Raw genomic sequence first — 16573 nt, 5'->3', positions numbered from 1 at the left:
CCGGCCGCTCACGACGCTTTACAGGTAATGCGATGAAAAGATTCCTTCCGCTCGCAACCGCGAGCGCCCTCCTCGCGCCGCTCGACGCCTTTCCTGCTCATCCGCTCGTCAGCGACGATACGGGCACGCAGGGCAACGCGAACTGGCAATTCGAGTTCAACGGCGAGGAAACCTCGAAACAGGAAGAAAACGGCCGCCACCAGTTGTGGAACGCGACGCTCACGCGCGGGTTCGGCGAACACGTGGACCTCTACGTCAACGCGCCTTACACGCATCTGCAAACGCGGACCGACGAAAACGGCGCAGGCATCGGCGATGTCGAGATCGGCATGAAATGGCGCTTCGTCGAACGCGGGCCGCTGTCGCTCGCGCTGAAACCGAAGGTGACGATCCCGACCGGCAACGACGAGCGCGGGCTCGGCACGGGCCGCGCCGGCACCGGCGCGACGCTGCTCGCGCAGGCCGACGTCGGGCGCTTTTCGTTGCTCGCGAATGCCGGCTTGACCTACCAGCCGAATCGCCAGGGCGACCTCACGTCGATCTGGGCGGTATCGGGCGCGGCGATCTACAAGGCGACCGACCGGCTGCAGCTTGTGGCCGATGTCGGCCTGTCGCGCAACACGGAAAGCACCGCCGGCGCGAATCCGGCGTTCGTGCTGGCCGGTGTGATCTATTCGCCGACGCGCTGGCTCGATCTCGACGTCGGCTACCGGCACGGGCTGAACGACCAGACCTATCGTCATTCGGTGATGGGCGGCGTGACCGCGCGCTGGTAATACCCGGCATCGCGCGACGCACGCGTCGAACCGCCACACGACGGGCCGCGTCAGCGGCCCGTTTTTTCATTCAGCGGGTGTCGTTCGCGCCGAACAGTTGCGCGCACACGGCGCGCCCTTCGTCGGTCAGCGCGGCGCTGCCGGTGCCGTCCTCGTTCAGCGTCGTCGCGGTGAGGCCGGCGCCGTCGAGCTGCGTCAGCACGCGGCGCAGCGTGCTCATCGGCAGTTGCGTGCGTTTCGCGATCTTCGGCAGTGACCACGTTTTGCCGGCTGGATCGCTCGCGGCCTCGTTCAGCGTCGCAAGCGTTGCAACGAGTGCGGGATCGAGTGGGGATTCGTCGGATTCTGAAGTCATCGGTTCGGTCTGTAGCGGACAGGATATTCGTTCGGACAATCAGCGCCGGTCGCGGACACTATATCGCTTCGCCCGTCACGCGCCCTTGATCGCGGCACGCATGAACGACACGAAATGCGTCGTGACGGGATCCTCGCGGCCCGACAGCCACGCGAGCCCCACACGCCACTTCGCGTCCCGGCCGTCGAGCGGCAACACCGTCGCGTCGCGCAGCAGGTACTGCGCGCGCGACGGGATGAACGCGACGCCGACGCCGGCCGCGACCGACGTCAGCACCGACTGCACATCCTCCGCCTGCTGCGTCACGTGCGGCACGAAGCGGCGCTCGACGCACCATCGGTCGATCTGTGCGGCCAGCCCCGGGCCGCGCGCACGCTGCAGCGCGATGAAGCCGATCTCGTTGAGCACGTCGAGGTCGGCCGGCACGCGCTTGAAGCCGAGGTGCGGCGGCACCGCGAGCGCGAGCCCTTCGTCGATCACCTTGAACGACGACAGCCCTTCGTCGGACGGCAGGCGCAGGAAACCGGCGTCGAGCTTGCCGGCGCGCAGCCGACGCGTCTGCTCGGACGACGACAGGTCGCTCAGCGTGACGGCGATGCCCGGATTGCGGCGCCGGAATTCCGCGACGAGCTTGGGCACGAGCGTCAGCACGGACAAGCAGATGCCGAGCCGCAGATGCCCGCGCTGCCCGCTGGTCGCCTCTCGCGCTCGCGCGAGGATCTCGTCGGCGTCGCGCACGAGCGCCTGCGCGTCGGGCAGGAAGCGTTCGCCGAATGGCGTCAGCTCCGCGCCGTGCCGCCCGCGCTCGAACAGCTTGCCGCCAAGGCTCGCCTCGAGCGCGCCGATCTGCTTGCTCAATGCCGGCTGGCTCATGTGCAGCGCATCGGCCGCGCGGCTGAAATGGCACAGCTCGGTGACCGTCAGGAACGTTCGCAGCAGTTTCAGTTCCATTCTTCAAAGGAATCGTAACGATCGAAATATTCATTTTACCGATCGAATGCGATGGCGTTCAATACGGACATGCCCTTCCCGGAATTAACCGTCATGTCCCTGGATCATGTGCCCGAATGCGTGGCCGACACCGCGTGCGATGCCGCGGTCGCGAATGAAGGCCTCGTCGAGGCCGATACGCGCGCACCGAAGCGACGCGCCGAACGCACCGACGGACGCAGCCGCCGCTTTCGCTTCGGCGATGCGCTCGAGGACACGCCGCCGCGCGCGATGACGGGTTCGATCGCGATCAGTTTCGCGGTCGTGTCGCGGCGGAACTGGCCGCGTTGATCGACCCCACGAAACCGCCCCGCATCCGCCCGGATCATGCGTCATTGTGTCCACTCCAATCGTCATCGCCACGCAATCGACCTTATAATTTCCCGCACCCACTGACCGCCCATGCATTCCGCGCAGCCGCATCGCGCGTGAAAAGGAGACTTTCGCTTGACCGGCCTCATCGCGCGCTTGCCTCGCGCCCGGACCACCCTGATCCTCGCCCTCTCGTTCCTGCTGCTCGCGTTCGCCGCGAACGCATCCGCGCAGCCGCATCGCACCACGCACGTCCAGCCCCATGCGCATGCGAAGGCCGTCAAGAAGAAACCTCATCGCAAGAACAAGGCCGTCAAGCACCACCGCCCGCGCGCGAAGCATCAAGCCATCAAGCGTCATGCGGCGCCGGCCCCTCAGCACCGCCGCGCGAAGCGCACGAGCGCCGTACGCCCGCGCCCGGCGGCCGCGAAACCGCGCCTGCTCGCCAGTTGCGGCTACAACCCGCGCGCGGTCGGGGCGCTGCATTCACGCGCGGCCTACGTGCTCGACGTCGACTCCGGCACGCCGCTGCTGGCCCGCAACGCGCGCACCGTGCGGCCGATCGCATCGATCTCGAAGCTGATGACGGCCGTCGTCGCGCGCGACGCCGATCGTCCGCTGAACGGCGTGTTGCGCGTCACCGCGCACGATCGCGACACGATCAAGTTCACCGGGTCGCGACTGCAGGTCGGCTCGGAACTGTCGCGCCGCGACATGTTCCATATCGCGCTGATGTCGTCGGAAAACCGCGCGGCCGCCGCGCTGAGCCGCGACTATCCGGGCGGGCGCGCCGCGTTCGTCAAGGCGATGAACCGCGAAGCGCGCCGGCTCGGCATGCGCCACACGCACTTCCGGGAGCCGACCGGCCTGTCGCCGCACAACGTGTCGACGGCCGAGGATCTCGCGCGGCTCGTCGGCGCGGCCGCGCAGGATCCGCTGATCCGCTATTTCTCGACGGATACGTCGACCACTGTGCGCCCCGGCGACGGCGAACTGGTCTACGTGAATTCCGACCCGCTCGTGCGCTACCGCCGCCTGCCGATCCGGCTGCAGAAGACCGGCTTCATCAACGAATCGGGGCATGGCGTCGTGATGCGCATGCGCGTGAAGGGGCGCCGCGAAACGGTCGTGCTGCTCGGCGCGCCGACGCGTGCCGGCGTCTCGAGCGATGCCCTCAAAATCCATCGCTGGCTGACCTGCTCGATCCAGTAAGCACACGCAGGCGGCCGGCGCATTCACCCTACGGGAGCCATGCCATGCAGGACGAATACCGCTTCAACGCATTCGGACGACTGCTCGCCGTCGTGCGCGCGAACGGCCGCTGGGCCGTGTTCGATCTCGGCACTGAAGGCAAGCGGCGCCCGGCCGACCTGCATGTTCCGTCCGCACTCGCCGCGGACGAACTCGCGCAATACCTCGGCGACCTGCTGCACGAGGACGCCACCCCGAGATACAGCGAAGTCGTGCCGGTCGCCCTGCCGCGCCGCACATAACCGCGCGCCGAGGGGCCCCGCGACCTGGCGATTAATTCGACAGTTAAACTTGCAAGTTTAACTGTCGTGTTCTATGATCCGCCGCATGAACCCGCCACGCAAACCCGGCGTTTCCGCCGACCTCGTCGCCGCCGACCTGACCCTCGCGGTCGGCCAGTTGATCCGCCGCCTCCGCTCCGAGGTCGAATCCGAAGGATTCGGCATGTCCCAGAGCAGCGCGCTCGCCCGGCTCGAACAGCAGGGGCCGATGACGACCGCCGACCTCGCGCGCGCCGAGGCCATGAAGCCGCAGTCGATGAAGGCGATCCTCGCGAGCCTCGAAGAGGAAGGTCTCGTCGAACGTGAGCCGCACCCGACCGACGGCCGCCAGATCCTGTTCCAGCTGACCGCGGTCGGCCTCGACGCGCGGCGCAAGCGCCACATCGCGAAGCACCGGTGGCTCGGTGCCGCGATCGAAAAGCTCAATCCGGAAGAAATCCTCACGCTTGCCGCCGCGATCCCGCTGATCAGGCGGATCGGCGACCAGTGATTCCGGCGGACGCGCGCCGCGGCATGCGCGCGCCCGCCTCCCTTCGTCCATTCCACGGAGTCCCATCATGAGCGCAACCCGTCTCGACACGAATACGGCACTCGTCGTCATCGACCTGCAGAAAGGCATCGTCGCCCTCCCCACCGCCCATCCGGTCGCGCCGGTGGTCGCACATGCCCGCGAACTGCTCGACGCCTTCCGCAGCCGCGGGCTGCCGGTCGTGCTCGTCAACGTCGCCGGCGGCGCACCGGGCCGCACGCAGCAGCAGATGCGCGTGGACGCACTCCCCGCCGACTGGACCGAACTCGTGCCGGAACTGAACCGGCAGCCGGGCGACCACGTCGTGACGAAAAAGACCTGGGGCGCGTTTACCGGCACGGATCTCGACGCGCACCTGAAGGCGGCCGGCGTCACGCAGATCGTGCTGACCGGCGTCGCGACCAGCATCGGCGTCGAATCGACCGCCCGGTACGCGTTCGAACTCGGCTACAACGTGACGCTCGCCATCGACGCGATGACCGACCTCAACGCGGATGCGCACGTGAACAGCGTCGAGCGCATCTTCCCGCGTCTCGGCGAAACGGGCTCGACGCAGGACATCCTCGCGCTGCTCGACCAGCGCGGCGCGTGAGCGACGAACGCGCGCGGTCGCCGGCGGGCCGCGCGGCCCGCCGGCTCGATCCGTCGATCTGGAAAGTCAGCGCGGTCGCGATGCTCGGCTCGCTGCTGGCGCAGCTCGACGCGACGATCGTCAACGTATCGCTGTCGAGCCTCGCGACCGACCTGCACACGAGCCTGTCGACGATCCAGTGGGTGACGAGCGGCTACCTGCTCGCGCTGACGCTGGTGCTGCCGCTGAACGGTTGGCTGGTCGACCGCATCGGCGCGAAGGCGCTGTACCTGTGGTGCTTCTCGGCATTCACGCTCACGTCGGCGCTGTGCGGGCTCGCGTGGTCCGCGCCGTCGCTGATCGCATTTCGCGTGCTGCAAGGCGTCAGCGGCGGGCTGCTCGCGCCGATGGCGCAGATGATGATCGCGCGCGTCGCCGGCCAGCAGATGGCGCGCGTGATCGGCTACGCGGCGGTGCCCGTGCTGCTCGCACCGATCCTCGGCCCCGTCGTCGCCGGCGCGATCCTGCAGCACGCATCGTGGCGCTGGCTGTTTCTCGTGAACCTACCCGTCGGCGTGCTGGCGCTCGCGCTGGCCGTGCGGTTCCTGCCCGCTGGCCGGGACGATGCGCAACGGCGCGAACTCGACTGGGTCGGCCTCGCGTTGCTGTCGCCGGGCCTCGTGCTGTTCCTGTACGGCGCCGAGCGGATCGGCTCGGCGATCGGTGTCGCCGCGATCGCGTGTTCGGTGCTGCTGCTCGCCGCGTTCCTGCGCTTCGAGCAATACAAGGGCGAGCATGCGCTGATCGATCTCAAGCTGTTTCGCGCTCGTGTCTTCGGCGCGGCGGCCGGCACCCAGTTCCTGTCGAACGGCGCGATGTACGCGGGCCAGATGCTGATCCCCGTGTTCCTGATCCAGGCGTGCGGACGCTCGCCGGGCGAGATGGGCTGGCTGCTCGCGCCGCTCGGGCTCGGCATGCTCGTCACCTATCCGTCGATGGGCACGCTGACGAGCCGGTTCGGCGTGCGCCGGCTGGCCGCCGCCGGCGCGCTGCTCGCGCTGTTCGCGACACTGCCGTTCGTGTTCCTCGCGCTGGCCGGCCACGATCCCTACGTGCTCGTGCCGGCACTGTTTCTGCGCGGCATGGGCCAGAGCGCGATCGGCGCGCCGTCGATCACCGCCGCGTACGCGTCGGTCGAGCGCCGCAACCTGCCGATGGCGACCACCTCGCTCAATATCGTGCAGCGCCTCGGCGGACCGGCGTTCACGACGCTATGCACACTGTTCCTCGCGTGGCGGCTGCAGGCCGAATCGGCATCGATCGGCGGCACGCAGGCCAGCGCGTACGCATGGGCGTTCGGCCTGCTTTGCGCGCTGCATGCGGCGAGCGTCGTCACGACGCTGTGGCTGCCGTTGTGGTCGGCCGGCGCGGGCGGGCAACCTGCCGGCGCCGCACGCAGCGGTTCGCGCTGAACCTGGACGCGGCGCCGCCGGCGCGCGCAGCACCGCTACCGCAGCCACATCGGCACGATCGACACCACGAGCAGCACGCCGAGCCCGGCATTCAGGCAGCGCCACTGCCGCTCGGTGCGCAACACGCGCGCGAGCAGCAGCCCGGCGAAACACCACAGCGACAGCGACGCCATCGCGGCCACGCCGAACGCCAGCCCGAGCAACAGGCCGAGCCGCGCCGGGCCGGACGCGAGCGCGGCGAACGACGCCGCCGCGCCGAGCGTCATCGCCCAGCCCTTCGGGTTGTGCCAGAGCATCCAGACGCCGCTGACAAACCCTTGCGGCCGGTGCACGGCGGCATCGAGCCGGGGCTTGCCGCCGCGCCCGATGCGCACGGCCAGCCACACGAGATACACCGAACCGGCCGCCTTCATCGCGAGTTGCAACGCGGGCAGCGCAAGCAGCACGCCGCCGAGCCCGGCCGCGGCGGCGGCCGCCATCGACGCCAGGCCGGCCGCGATGCCCGTCATCAGCGGCAGCGAACGCCGATAGCCGAAATGAGCACCCGATGCGGTTGCGAGCGTCGTGGCGCCGCCCGGCGTCACGGTGGACACGATCACGAACAGCATCAGCGGCAGGTAGTCGCGAAGCGGCACGGAGGCTCCCGTTTGTCGTCGTCGAAGCTCCGTTTTTACCCGCGATCCTCACATCACGACAGCGAAAGCTTTTTATGCCTGCCATTAGCATTCATAATGCGATGCATGGCACGCAATCTCGACATCGCGCTGCTGCGCGCATTCGTCACGGTCGCCGATCATCGCAGCATGACGGCGGCCAGCCATGCGCTGCACCTGACGCAAGGCGCGATCAGCCAGCAGGTCGCGCGGCTCGAAACGCTGTCCGGCCCGCTGTTCGTCCGCGAGCATCGCAACCTGCTGCTCACGGCGGCCGGCGAGCGTCTGCTCGAGCAGGCGCGCCGGCTGCTCGCCGTGCACGATGCGCTGCTGACCGACCTGACGGCCGGCGCGGTCGAAGGCGCCGTTCGTCTCGGCGCACCGCAGGATCTCGTCGGCACCTGTCTCGCGCCGATCCTGAAAGCGTATGCGCAGGCGCATCCGCAGGTCGCGCTCACGCTCGTGTGCGCGGCGTCGCCGGAACTGCGCCGGGGGCTCGCGCAAGGCGATCTCGATGTCGCATTGATCGAGGCGCCGGTCGGGTCGTCGCGCGGCGAGTGCATCGCCGTCGACCGTCTGGTCTGGGTCGGCGCGAAAGGCGGCACCGCGCACCGGAACACGCCGCTGCCCGTGTCGATGGTCGCGCAGACCTGCGCGTTCCGCCCGACGGTGCTCGACGCACTGCGCGACTGCGATCGCGCATGGCGCACCCTGTTCGAAAACGGCAGCATCGACGCGACGGCCGCGACCGTGCGCGCCGATCTCGCGGTGACCGTCTGGCTCGCGTCCACCGTGCCGGCCGACCTCGACATCCTGCCGGCCGGTTGCGGCCTGCCCGCGCTGCCGAACTTCGCGATCAACCTTCATCTGCCGCGCGGCCAGCGCACGCCGGCCGCGACGGAACTGGCCCGCCACCTGCGCAACGGCTTCGCGCGCTTGCGCACAGCCGCCTAGGGCCGGCTCGCGTTACACGGTGCCCGGCTCCTGCGGCGCCGGCGTCATGCCCGCCGCCTCCAGCGCCTGATGCAGCGTCGGGAAGATGCACGGCGCGCCGACGATCTCCGTGATCCGGTGACGGTCCATGTCCGCGCGCAGGTAGCGGTTCACACGGCCGAACAGCACGCCGATTCCGCGCGCGTGCAGCGTCTTGACGAGATCGGTCAAGGTCCGCGCGGCGGAATAATCGAGGTCGGTAATCGCGCCCGCGTCGACGATGAACCAGCGTGGCGGCACCGGCGCAGCATCGACGAGTTCGGTCACTTCGCCGGCGAACAGATGGTCGTTCGCGAAGAACAGGTCGGAGCCGAACCGGTAGACGATCAGCCCCGGCGCCGTCATCGAGCCGGGCCGTGCGGGCACCGGCTGCCACCGTCCGTTGCCCGCGACGGGTTCGAGCACCATCGTGTGCGGCTGGTAGCTGTGGCGCACGTGCCGCATCAGCGACAGCGCGATCGCCAGCAGGATGCCGTGCTCGACGCCGACCGTCACGACGGCCGCGGCCGTCACCAGCGCGAGCGTGAATTCGCCGGGGCTTTCCTTGCGGATCGCCGCGAGGCTGCGCACGTTGATCAGCCCGAGTGCGATCGTGAACACGATGCCGGCCAGCACGGCGTGCGGCAGATACTGCAAATACGTGCTGAGGAACAGCAGCACGACAACCACGACGGCGGCAAACGCAAGGTGCCCGATCTGGCTGCGCACGCCCGCGCCGTCGGCCATCGCCGTCTGCGTCGGGCTGCCGTTGACGACGAACGCGCCGCCGACCGCCGCGGCCGCATTCGCAGCCGCGAGGCCGAGGATGTCGGCGTTGGTGTCGACGTCCTCGCCGTACTGCTGAGCGAACACGCGCGCGGCGGCCGCGCTCTGCGCGATGATCATCACGAAGCACGACGCGGCAACCGGCACGAGATCGAGGAACTGCTGCCACGTGACGGACGGCCAGCGCAGCGGCGGCAACCCGCCCGCGACCGGCCCGAGCACCGCGATGCCGTGCGCGGCGAATCCGAACGCGTAGCTCGCGGCGATGCTGCCCGCGACCGCGATCATCGGCATCGGCACGCGCGGCAGGAACCGCTTGCACGCGAGAATCGCGACGACGACGGCAGCCGCGAGCGCGAATGTCGGCCCGTTCGCGTGGACCAGATGCGTGACGACATAGTCGAGCTGTGCAAGGCTGCGCGAGGCCGGGTACGGCACGGCTAAGCCGAACATGTCGCCGAGCATCGCGATCGACACCTGCACGCCGACACCGGCGAGAAAACCGACCAGCACCGTGCGCGACAGGAAATCGGCGAGAAAGCCGAGCTTGAAGATGCGCGCGAGCAGCAGCATCGCGGCGGTCAGCAGCGCGACCATGCCGGCCAGCGCGACATAGTCGGCGCTGCCGGCCGGCGCCATCGACGAAAGCCGGCTCGCGAAGATCGTCGCGGTCGCGGAATCGGCGGCGACCACGAGATGGCGCGACGCACCGAAGCACGCGAACGCGACGAGCGGCAGGAACACCGTATAGAGGCCCGTGACGGCCGGCATGCCGGCGATGCGCGCGTAGCCGAGCACCTGCGGGATATCCATCGACGCGAGCGACATGCCCGCGAAGATGTCGCGGATGGCCGCCGCGCGGCGGATCGGGAGGATGCCTTTCAGCAGCCGCACACCTGACGGACGGCTTTCGTTGGAATCTTGCATGCGTGAAATGCGTGGATACGAAGTGACGGGGTTCGCGAAGTCGTTCGCGCATCGTGCCCCGAGCAGGCATCGCATGGCAAGTGCACGAAAACGTTGCGTGTCGCTCACCGTCGCCGGATTGGCCGCAAACGACCACGAGCGACACACTGGAAACGCTTGCGATGCCGGCATGATGGCATGAATCGCAGGCCGGGCGCCTTCACCCGCGAAGGCCCGCCGTAGCGGCTTCGAGCCGATCGCGGGACTAAACGAAATGCATCCGGCGACAGGCGTACGCATCAGCTTGCGGTGAACCGGGTTCGCCATTCGCCTTCACCGGATTACAGAGGAGACCTGCGTAATGGTGAGGATATTCGGGAGCCGCGCGACACACATTCACGGCACGCGTCCGGAACCCGATGGCACAATCACGGTCCCTTTCATGTGCCCTTCGCGGGGCGCGCGCCGCATCGCGGCGCCGATTCAACGCACCAGCAGGCCCTGTCCGCCCCGTTTGCCCCATGACTCTGAATGAAGCTTCGTTTGCGCCGCTCGTCGGCATCCTCGTCCTGCTCGCCGCCGCCGGCGCGATCACCGCGGCCGTCCATTTCCTGCTGTTTCGCGTGGTGGCGCGGCTCGCGCGGCTGTCCGCCACGCGCGTCGACGACGCGCTGTTCGAGTTCGGCGCGTTCAAGTGGCTGAACCGCATCGTCCCGTTCGTCGTGATCAAGCTCGGGCTCGGCGCGGTGCCCGGCATTCCGGACCACGCCGCGCAGGCCGCCGACAAGGTACTGTTCGCGCTGATCGTGTTCCTCGTGACGATGACCATCAGCGCAACACTGTCCGCGCTCGAACATACGCACCGCACGCATCAGCGCGATCAGCCGCGCCTGTCGCTGAAAGGCGCGATGCAGCTCGTCAAGCTCGTGATGTTCATCACGGCCGCGCTCGTCGTGATCGGCGATGCGACCGGCAAGCAGATCGGCCTGCTGCTGTCCGGCATCGGCGCGATGTCCGCGGTGCTGATGCTGATCTTCAAGGACACGCTGCTCGGCCTCGTCGCAGGCGTGCAGTTGTCGTCGAACGACATGCTGCGGATCGGCGACTGGATCACGATGCCGTCGGCCGGCGCGGACGGCACGGTCATCGACATCACGCTGAACACCGTCAAGGTCGCGAACTTCGACCACACGATCATCACGGTGCCGACCTGGAAACTGATCACCGAGAGCTACCAGAACTGGCGCGGGATGACCGAAGCGGGCGGCCGCCGCATCAAGCGCGCGCTGTTCGTCGACGCGACGAGCGTGCGCTTTCTCGCCGACGACGAGATCGAACGGCTCGAACGCCTGACGCTGCTGAAGGACTATCTCGAGGACAAGGTCGACGCGATCGAGCAATGGAACGGCTCGCTCGGCGCGGCCGGCGACTGCCCGGCGAACCGCCGCCAGTTGACGAATCTCGGCACGTTCCGCGCGTATGTCGCGAACTACCTGAAGGGCCATCCGCGCATCCGCCGCGACATGACCTGCATGGCGCGGCAGTTGCCGCTCACGGCCGAAGGCATTCCGCTCGAACTGTACTGCTTCACCGATACGACGTCGTGGGTCGACTACGAAACCATTCAGGCCGACCTGTTCGACCACCTGATCGCGGTGCTGCCGGAGTTCGGCCTGCGCGTGTACCAGCATCCGTCGGGCTTCGACATGCGGCAGATGGCCAGCGCCGCGCAAACCGCGCTGCAGGCACCGCGCGCCGGTTGATGCAAGCGATGGCGGCCGCCCGGCACGGCGCTCAGCGCGCCGCGCACTCCGACGCGAGCCGCCCCAGCACCTTCAGCGCGTCCTCGATCTGCCGCGACCACGGGTAGCTGTAGTTGAGCCGGATGAAATGCCGGTAATCGGTGCCCGCCGAGAACATGTGCCCGGGCCCGACCGTGATCCGCTGCGCGAGCGCAAGCGTATACAGCTTCATCGCATCGACCTGCGGCGGCAGCTCGACCCACAGCACATACCCGCCCTGCGGCTGCGACAACCGCGTGCCTTCCGGAAAGAAGCGCCGCACCATCGCGCTCATCAGGCTCGCCTGCTGTGCGTACTGCTTGCGCATGCGCCGCAGGTGGAAATCGTAGCCGTCGTATTTCAGGTACTCGGCGATCGCGAGTTGCTCGATCGCGGGCGTCGCGAGCGTGTTCAGGAATTTCAGCTTCTCGACCTGGTCGCGATAGCGGCCCGGCATCGCCCAGCCGATCCGGTAGCGCGGCGACAGGCTTTTCGTGAACGACGCGCAATGCAGCACGAGCCCGTCGCGGTCGAACGATTTCAGCGCGCTCGGCGTCGTGTCGCCGAAGTGCAGCTCGTGATACACGTCGCTCTCGATCGCCGGCACGCCGTGCTTCGCCAGCAGCTCGACGAGCGCACGCTTGCGCGCGTCGGGCATCTGGAAGCCGAGCGGATTCTGGAAATTCGGCATCACCATGCACGCGGCGATGCGCTCGCGCTCGAGGATCCGTTCGAGCGCGTCGAGATCGATGCCGTCGCCCGGGTGCGTCGCGACTTCCAGCGCGCGCATGCCCATCCGCTCGATCGCGTGCAGCATCGCGTAGAACGTCGGCGACTCGACGGCGATCGTGTCGCCCGGCTTCGCGACGGCCTGCAGGCACAGATTGATCGCCTCGGTCGCACCGATCGTCATCACGATCTCACCCGGCTCGACCGCGATCCCGCGCTCCGCATAACGCCGCGCGATCTGGCGGATCAGTTCCTGGTTACCGGGCGGCAGATCGTCGATCACGCCCCAGCGCGTGCGGCGGCGCCCGATCGTCTGCGCATAGCGCGCGAGGCGCTGCACCGGAAACTGCGATGCATCGGGATACGGCGAGCCGAGCGGTACCGCGTCGTCGCGCGCGATCGAGCGCAGCGTCGACAGCACGAGCCGGCTCACGTCCACGGCCGACGGTTCGGCGGCCGGCGCCGACGTGTGCAGCTCAGCCTCGGCCGGCGCCGACGCGCGTGCCCGCACGAAATAACCCGACTGCGGCCGGCTTTCGATCAGGCCGCGGCTTTCCAGCACGAGGTATGCGCGCAGCACGGTCGTGACGCTCAGCTGCTGTTGCCGGCTCGCCTGCCGCACCGACGGAATCCGCTCGCCGGGCCGGTACACGCCACGCTCGATCTGCGCCTGGAGATCGTCGGCCAGTTGTTCGTAACGCTTCACGCGCCTTCCTTTCAATTTCCATTCAACAACACAGTTGCGATCCGCACTGTCTGAATGGCCGCAACTGTACTCTTTTTTGAAGTGAACAGGTGTACACACAGCCCGGCGGGCGCCCCGCGTACTCTGCAGCCATCGACCCCGACACCCGCTGCATCATGAAAAAGAAATCCGCCACCGCGCGCATCGAACCGTACACCCACCCGGCGGCCGGCTGGGGCGCGCTGAAAGCCGTCACGATCAACCTGATCAAGGAAAAGGTCGCGGGCGGCAACTACCGCACGCTGCTGCGCCAGAACCAGCCGGACGGCTTCGACTGCCCCGGCTGCGCGTGGCCCGACCGCCAGCACGCGTCGACGTTCGAATTCTGCGAAAACGGCGTGAAGGCCGTGGCCGCCGAAGCGACCAGCAAGCGCGTGACACCCGAATTCTTCGCCGCGCACACGGTCACCGAATTGCTCGAACAGTCGGACTTCGAACTCGAACAGCACGGCCGGCTCACCGACCCGATGGTGTACGACGCGCAGACCGACCGCTACGTGCCGATCGCGTGGGACGACGCGTTCGAGCTGATCGCACGCCACCTGCGCGCTTTGCCCGACCCGAACCAGGCCGCGTTCTACACGTCCGGCCGCGCGAGCAACGAAGCGGCGTTCCTGTATCAACTGCTCGTGCGGCTGTACGGCACGAACAACTTCCCCGACTGCTCGAACATGTGCCACGAGGCGACCAGCCGCGGGCTGCCGGCCTCAGTCGGCGTCGGCAAGGGCACCGTCACGCTCGACGATTTCGAGCACGCGGACACGCTGCTGATCTTCGGCCAGAACCCGGCGACCAACCATCCGCGGATGATGGGCGAGCTGCGCGAATGCGCGAAGCGCGGCGCGACGATCGTGTCGATCAACCCGCTGAAGGAGCGCGGCCTCGAACGTTTCGCCGATCCGCAAAGCCCGCTCGAGATGCTGACGATGTCGGGCACCAGGATCGCATCGACGTTCATCCAGCCGACCATCGGCGGCGATTTCGCGCTGATCAAGGGGATGGCGAAGCGCGTGCTCGAACTCGACGACGCCGCGCGCGCCGCCGGTGCGCCGCGGGTGCTCGACACCGCGTTCATCGGCGAGCACACGGCCGGCTTCGACGCGTTCGCCGACGACCTGCGCAACGAAAGCTGGTCCGCGCTGACGGCCGAAAGCGGCGTGCCGTACGAGCAGATCGACGGCCTCGCGCAGCTCTATGCGCGCAGCGAGCGCGTGATCGCGACGTGGGGCATGGGCATCACGCAGCACAAGCATTCGGTCGCCACCGTGCAGATGCTGTCGAACCTGATGCTGATGCGCGGCAACATCGGCCGACCCGGCGCGGGCCTGTGCCCGGTGCGCGGGCACTCGAACGTGCAGGGCAACCGCACGGTCGGCATCGAGGAAAAACCGACCCAGGCGTTCCTCGACCGGCTCGGCCACGTGTTCGATTTCGAACCGCCGCGCCACCACGGCTACGACGTCGTCGAGACGATCGAGGGGATGCTCGAAGGCCACGTGAAGGTGCTGATCGGCCTCGGCGGCAACTTCGCGATGGCGACGCCCGACACGCCTCGCACGTGGGAAGGCATGCGCCGCTGCGATCTCTCCGTGCACATCACGACGAAGTTGAACCGCAGCCACCTGATCCACGGCCGCGACGCGCTGATCCTGCCGACGCTCGGCCGCACCGAGATCGACCTGCAGGACAACGTCGCGCAAGGCGTGACGGTCGAGGATTCGATGAGCATGGTCCACGTGTCGTACGGGATGAACAAGCCGGCGTCGCCGAACCTGATGTCGGAGCCCGCGATCGTCGCGCACATGGGCCACGCGCTGTTCGGCAGCGGCAAGATCGACTGGCTCGCGTACAAGGACGACTACGCGAAGATCCGCGACGCGATCGAGGCCACGCTCGACGGCTTCTACGACTACAACACGCGCATCGCGCGGCCGGGCGGCTTCCACCTGCGCGTCGCATCGCGCGACCGCGAATGGCTCACGCCGACGGCCAAGGCGAACTTCATCGCGCACGCGCTGCCGACCGACACGCCGATCCAGCGCGCCCGCGCGCTGCACGGCGAGCGCCTGATGACGCTGATGACGACGCGCTCGCACGACCAGTACAACACGACCGTCTACGGGCTCGACGACCGCTATCGCGGCGTGTTCGGCCAGCGCCGCGTGGTGTTCGCCAACCGCGACGATCTCGCGATGCTCGGCCTGCAGGCCGGCGACTGGGTCGATATGGAAACCGTGTGGCACGACGGCATCGAGCGGCGCGCGGACGGCTTCCTGCTGGTCGAGTACGACATCCCGCGCGGCTGCATCGGTGCGTACTACCCGGAAACCAACCCGCTCGTGCCGCTCGACAGCGTCGGCGACGTGTGCAACACGCCGACGTCGAAGTCGGTGCCCGTGCTGCTGCATCGCGCGGCCGCGCCGGCGTCGATGGCCGCCTGACGGAGCACCACGATGATCGTTCGTCCGCGCGAGCACTGGCTGCGGATGCTGCTGGTCTGGAACGGCTCGGTACTGCCGACCATCCTGCCGCAGCTCGTGCTGACGCTCGCGATCAGCCTCGTCGCGGTATGGGGCGGCGGCCGCGTGCTTGGCGAGAAGGTGCCGCTGAACCCGACGCCGTTCACGCTGATCGGGCTCACGCTGGCCATCTTCGCGGGGTTTCGCAACAACGCGAGCTACGACCGCTACCGCGAGGCGCGGCAACTGTGGGGCGGCGTGCTGACCGCCACGCGCACGCTCGTGTCGCAGGCGCTCTGCTACGGCGCGATCGACCGCGACGACGCCGCGCGGCGCGCGTTCGTGCGGACAATCGTCGCATTCGTCTATGCGCTGAAGCATCAACTGCGCGGCACCGATCCGGCCGGCGACCTGCGCGGGCTGCTCGACGACGATGCCTACGCGCGCATCGCCGCGTCCCGGTTCCGGCCGGTCGCGATCGTCCACGGGCTGCGGGAAGCGTTCGCCGCGCGCGCCGATGCGGGCCGCCTCGCCGACACACGGCTATGGATGCTCGACGCGCGCCTCGACGAACTCGTCGCGATGGTGAGCGGCTGCGAGCGCATCGCGTCGACGCCGATCCCGTTCTCGTACGACGTGCTACTGCACCGGACCATCTATGCGTACTGCGTGCTGCTGCCGTTCGGCCTCGTCGACTCGATCGGCGCGGCGACGCCGTTCGTCACCGTGTTCGTCGCGTACACGCTGATCGCGCTCGACGCGATCGCGCATGCGATCGCCGAACCGTTCGGCGACGGCCCGAACCATCTCGCGCTCGACGCGATCACGCGGCAGATCGAGCGCTCGCTGCTCGAACTGAACCGCGAGCCGCTGCCGGCGGAAGTGACGCCCGGGCCGTCCTACCGGCTCAGCTGAGCCGGCGCCCGCCCGCGCCGCAAACAGCAGACGTAATAAAGACTTGCAATCGATACAGGCGGAAACGTCAACAGCCGGGGCACGCTCCGC

The 16573-nt window shown here is 68.3% G+C and carries 16 protein-coding genes; 11 read left to right on the top strand and 5 right to left on the bottom strand.

Going from position 1 to position 16573, the window contains the following annotated elements; genetic code table 11:
* The first annotated feature begins 32 nt into the window (after positions 1–32).
* Positions 33–776 (top strand): transporter, encoded by a 744-nt coding sequence (locus ACTRWB_RS08205; RefSeq protein WP_419689592.1) that lies wholly within the window; start codon positions 33–35, stop codon positions 774–776.
* A 70-nt stretch (positions 777–846) separates the two neighbouring features.
* On the opposite strand, the gene ACTRWB_RS08200 is transcribed toward ACTRWB_RS08205, so the two are convergent.
* A complete protein-coding gene (locus ACTRWB_RS08200) occupies positions 847–1131 on the bottom strand; it encodes a transcriptional regulator (RefSeq protein ID WP_129515119.1) in 285 nt (94 codons plus the stop codon).
* Positions 1132–1206: 75 nt separating this feature from the next.
* Entirely contained in the window at positions 1207–2082 is an 876-nt protein-coding gene (locus ACTRWB_RS08195) for a LysR family transcriptional regulator (RefSeq protein WP_446901542.1), read from the bottom strand.
* Between the two features lie 51 nt (positions 2083–2133).
* On the opposite strand from ACTRWB_RS08195, the gene ACTRWB_RS08190 reads away from it, so the two are divergent.
* The 6 genes from ACTRWB_RS08190 to ACTRWB_RS08165 all read left to right on the top strand — a co-directional run bounded on the left by ACTRWB_RS08190 (position 2134) and on the right by ACTRWB_RS08165 (position 6537).
* Positions 2134–2412 carry a hypothetical protein gene (locus ACTRWB_RS08190; protein WP_446901541.1) on the top strand — a complete coding sequence of 93 codons (279 nt, stop codon included), beginning with the start codon at positions 2134–2136 and terminating at the stop codon, positions 2410–2412.
* 156 nt (positions 2413–2568) lie between these two features.
* Complete coding sequence (locus ACTRWB_RS08185) at positions 2569–3645, top strand: serine hydrolase (protein ID WP_446901540.1); 1077 nt, start codon at positions 2569–2571, stop codon at positions 3643–3645.
* 44 nt (positions 3646–3689) lie between these two features.
* A complete protein-coding gene (locus tag ACTRWB_RS08180) occupies positions 3690–3926 on the top strand; it encodes a DUF7661 family protein (protein WP_446901539.1) in 237 nt (78 codons plus the stop codon).
* 73 nt (positions 3927–3999) lie between these two features.
* Entirely contained in the window at positions 4000–4455 is a 456-nt protein-coding gene (locus ACTRWB_RS08175; RefSeq protein WP_193100324.1) for a MarR family winged helix-turn-helix transcriptional regulator, read from the top strand.
* A gap of 67 nt (positions 4456–4522) precedes the next feature.
* Positions 4523–5086: an isochorismatase family protein gene (locus ACTRWB_RS08170; RefSeq protein WP_446901538.1), complete on the top strand. Its 564-nt coding sequence runs from the start codon at positions 4523–4525 to the stop codon at positions 5084–5086.
* Positions 5083–6537 (top strand): DHA2 family efflux MFS transporter permease subunit, encoded by a 1455-nt coding sequence (locus tag ACTRWB_RS08165; protein ID WP_446901537.1) that lies wholly within the window; start codon positions 5083–5085, stop codon positions 6535–6537. The genes ACTRWB_RS08170 and ACTRWB_RS08165 overlap by 4 nt, the downstream gene beginning before the upstream one ends.
* 35 nt (positions 6538–6572) lie before the next feature.
* Here the strand turns inward: ACTRWB_RS08165 and ACTRWB_RS08160 are convergent, their stop codons facing one another.
* A complete protein-coding gene (locus ACTRWB_RS08160) occupies positions 6573–7172 on the bottom strand; it encodes a LysE family translocator (protein WP_343493299.1) in 600 nt (199 codons plus the stop codon).
* 96 nt (positions 7173–7268) lie between these two features.
* On the opposite strand from ACTRWB_RS08160, the gene ACTRWB_RS08155 reads away from it, so the two are divergent.
* A complete protein-coding gene (locus ACTRWB_RS08155) occupies positions 7269–8144 on the top strand; it encodes a LysR substrate-binding domain-containing protein (protein ID WP_446901536.1) in 876 nt (291 codons plus the stop codon).
* Positions 8145–8156: 12 nt separating this feature from the next.
* On the opposite strand, the gene ACTRWB_RS08150 is transcribed toward ACTRWB_RS08155, so the two are convergent.
* A complete protein-coding gene (locus ACTRWB_RS08150) occupies positions 8157–9875 on the bottom strand; it encodes a SulP family inorganic anion transporter (protein WP_446901535.1) in 1719 nt (572 codons plus the stop codon).
* A gap of 500 nt (positions 9876–10375) precedes the next feature.
* Between ACTRWB_RS08150 and ACTRWB_RS08145 the strand changes: the two genes are divergently transcribed.
* Positions 10376–11617, top strand: a complete 1242-nt coding sequence (locus ACTRWB_RS08145; RefSeq protein ID WP_446901534.1) for a mechanosensitive ion channel family protein — start codon at positions 10376–10378, stop codon at positions 11615–11617.
* Positions 11618–11648: 31 nt separating this feature from the next.
* Here ACTRWB_RS08145 and ACTRWB_RS08140 read toward each other — a convergent pair whose 3' ends face one another.
* Positions 11649–13070, bottom strand: a complete 1422-nt coding sequence (locus tag ACTRWB_RS08140) for an aminotransferase-like domain-containing protein (protein ID WP_419689601.1) — start codon at positions 13068–13070, stop codon at positions 11649–11651.
* A gap of 155 nt (positions 13071–13225) precedes the next feature.
* Between ACTRWB_RS08140 and ACTRWB_RS08135 the strand changes: the two genes are divergently transcribed.
* Complete coding sequence (locus ACTRWB_RS08135) at positions 13226–15550, top strand: FdhF/YdeP family oxidoreductase (RefSeq protein ID WP_412024345.1); 2325 nt, start codon at positions 13226–13228, stop codon at positions 15548–15550.
* A 12-nt stretch (positions 15551–15562) separates the two neighbouring features.
* Entirely contained in the window at positions 15563–16483 is a 921-nt protein-coding gene (locus ACTRWB_RS08130; RefSeq protein ID WP_446901533.1) for a bestrophin family protein, read from the top strand.
* Positions 16484–16573 lie beyond the last annotated feature (90 nt).

This window comes from Burkholderia sp. YIM B11467 (genome assembly GCF_052952715.1).
The sequence above is the reverse complement of the archived record's forward strand: the minus strand, read 5'-3'. Positions and strand labels throughout refer to the sequence as shown.

Coding starts and splice junctions, on each gene's coding strand:
- ACTRWB_RS08205 (WP_419689592.1), top strand. CDS start 33: ATGAAAAGATTCCTTCCGCTCGCAACCGCGAGCGCCCTCCTCGCGCCG.
- ACTRWB_RS08200 (WP_129515119.1), bottom strand. CDS start 1,131: ATGACTTCAGAATCCGACGAATCCCCACTCGATCCCGCACTCGTTGCA.
- ACTRWB_RS08195 (WP_446901542.1), bottom strand. CDS start 2,082: ATGGAACTGAAACTGCTGCGAACGTTCCTGACGGTCACCGAGCTGTGC.
- ACTRWB_RS08190 (WP_446901541.1), top strand. CDS start 2,134: ATGGCGTTCAATACGGACATGCCCTTCCCGGAATTAACCGTCATGTCC.
- ACTRWB_RS08180 (WP_446901539.1), top strand. CDS start 3,690: ATGCAGGACGAATACCGCTTCAACGCATTCGGACGACTGCTCGCCGTC.
- ACTRWB_RS08175 (WP_193100324.1), top strand. CDS start 4,000: ATGATCCGCCGCATGAACCCGCCACGCAAACCCGGCGTTTCCGCCGAC.
- ACTRWB_RS08170 (WP_446901538.1), top strand. CDS start 4,523: ATGAGCGCAACCCGTCTCGACACGAATACGGCACTCGTCGTCATCGAC.
- ACTRWB_RS08155 (WP_446901536.1), top strand. CDS start 7,269: ATGCGATGCATGGCACGCAATCTCGACATCGCGCTGCTGCGCGCATTC.
- ACTRWB_RS08150 (WP_446901535.1), bottom strand. CDS start 9,875: ATGCAAGATTCCAACGAAAGCCGTCCGTCAGGTGTGCGGCTGCTGAAA.
- ACTRWB_RS08145 (WP_446901534.1), top strand. CDS start 10,376: ATGACTCTGAATGAAGCTTCGTTTGCGCCGCTCGTCGGCATCCTCGTC.
- ACTRWB_RS08135 (WP_412024345.1), top strand. CDS start 13,226: ATGAAAAAGAAATCCGCCACCGCGCGCATCGAACCGTACACCCACCCG.
- ACTRWB_RS08130 (WP_446901533.1), top strand. CDS start 15,563: ATGATCGTTCGTCCGCGCGAGCACTGGCTGCGGATGCTGCTGGTCTGG.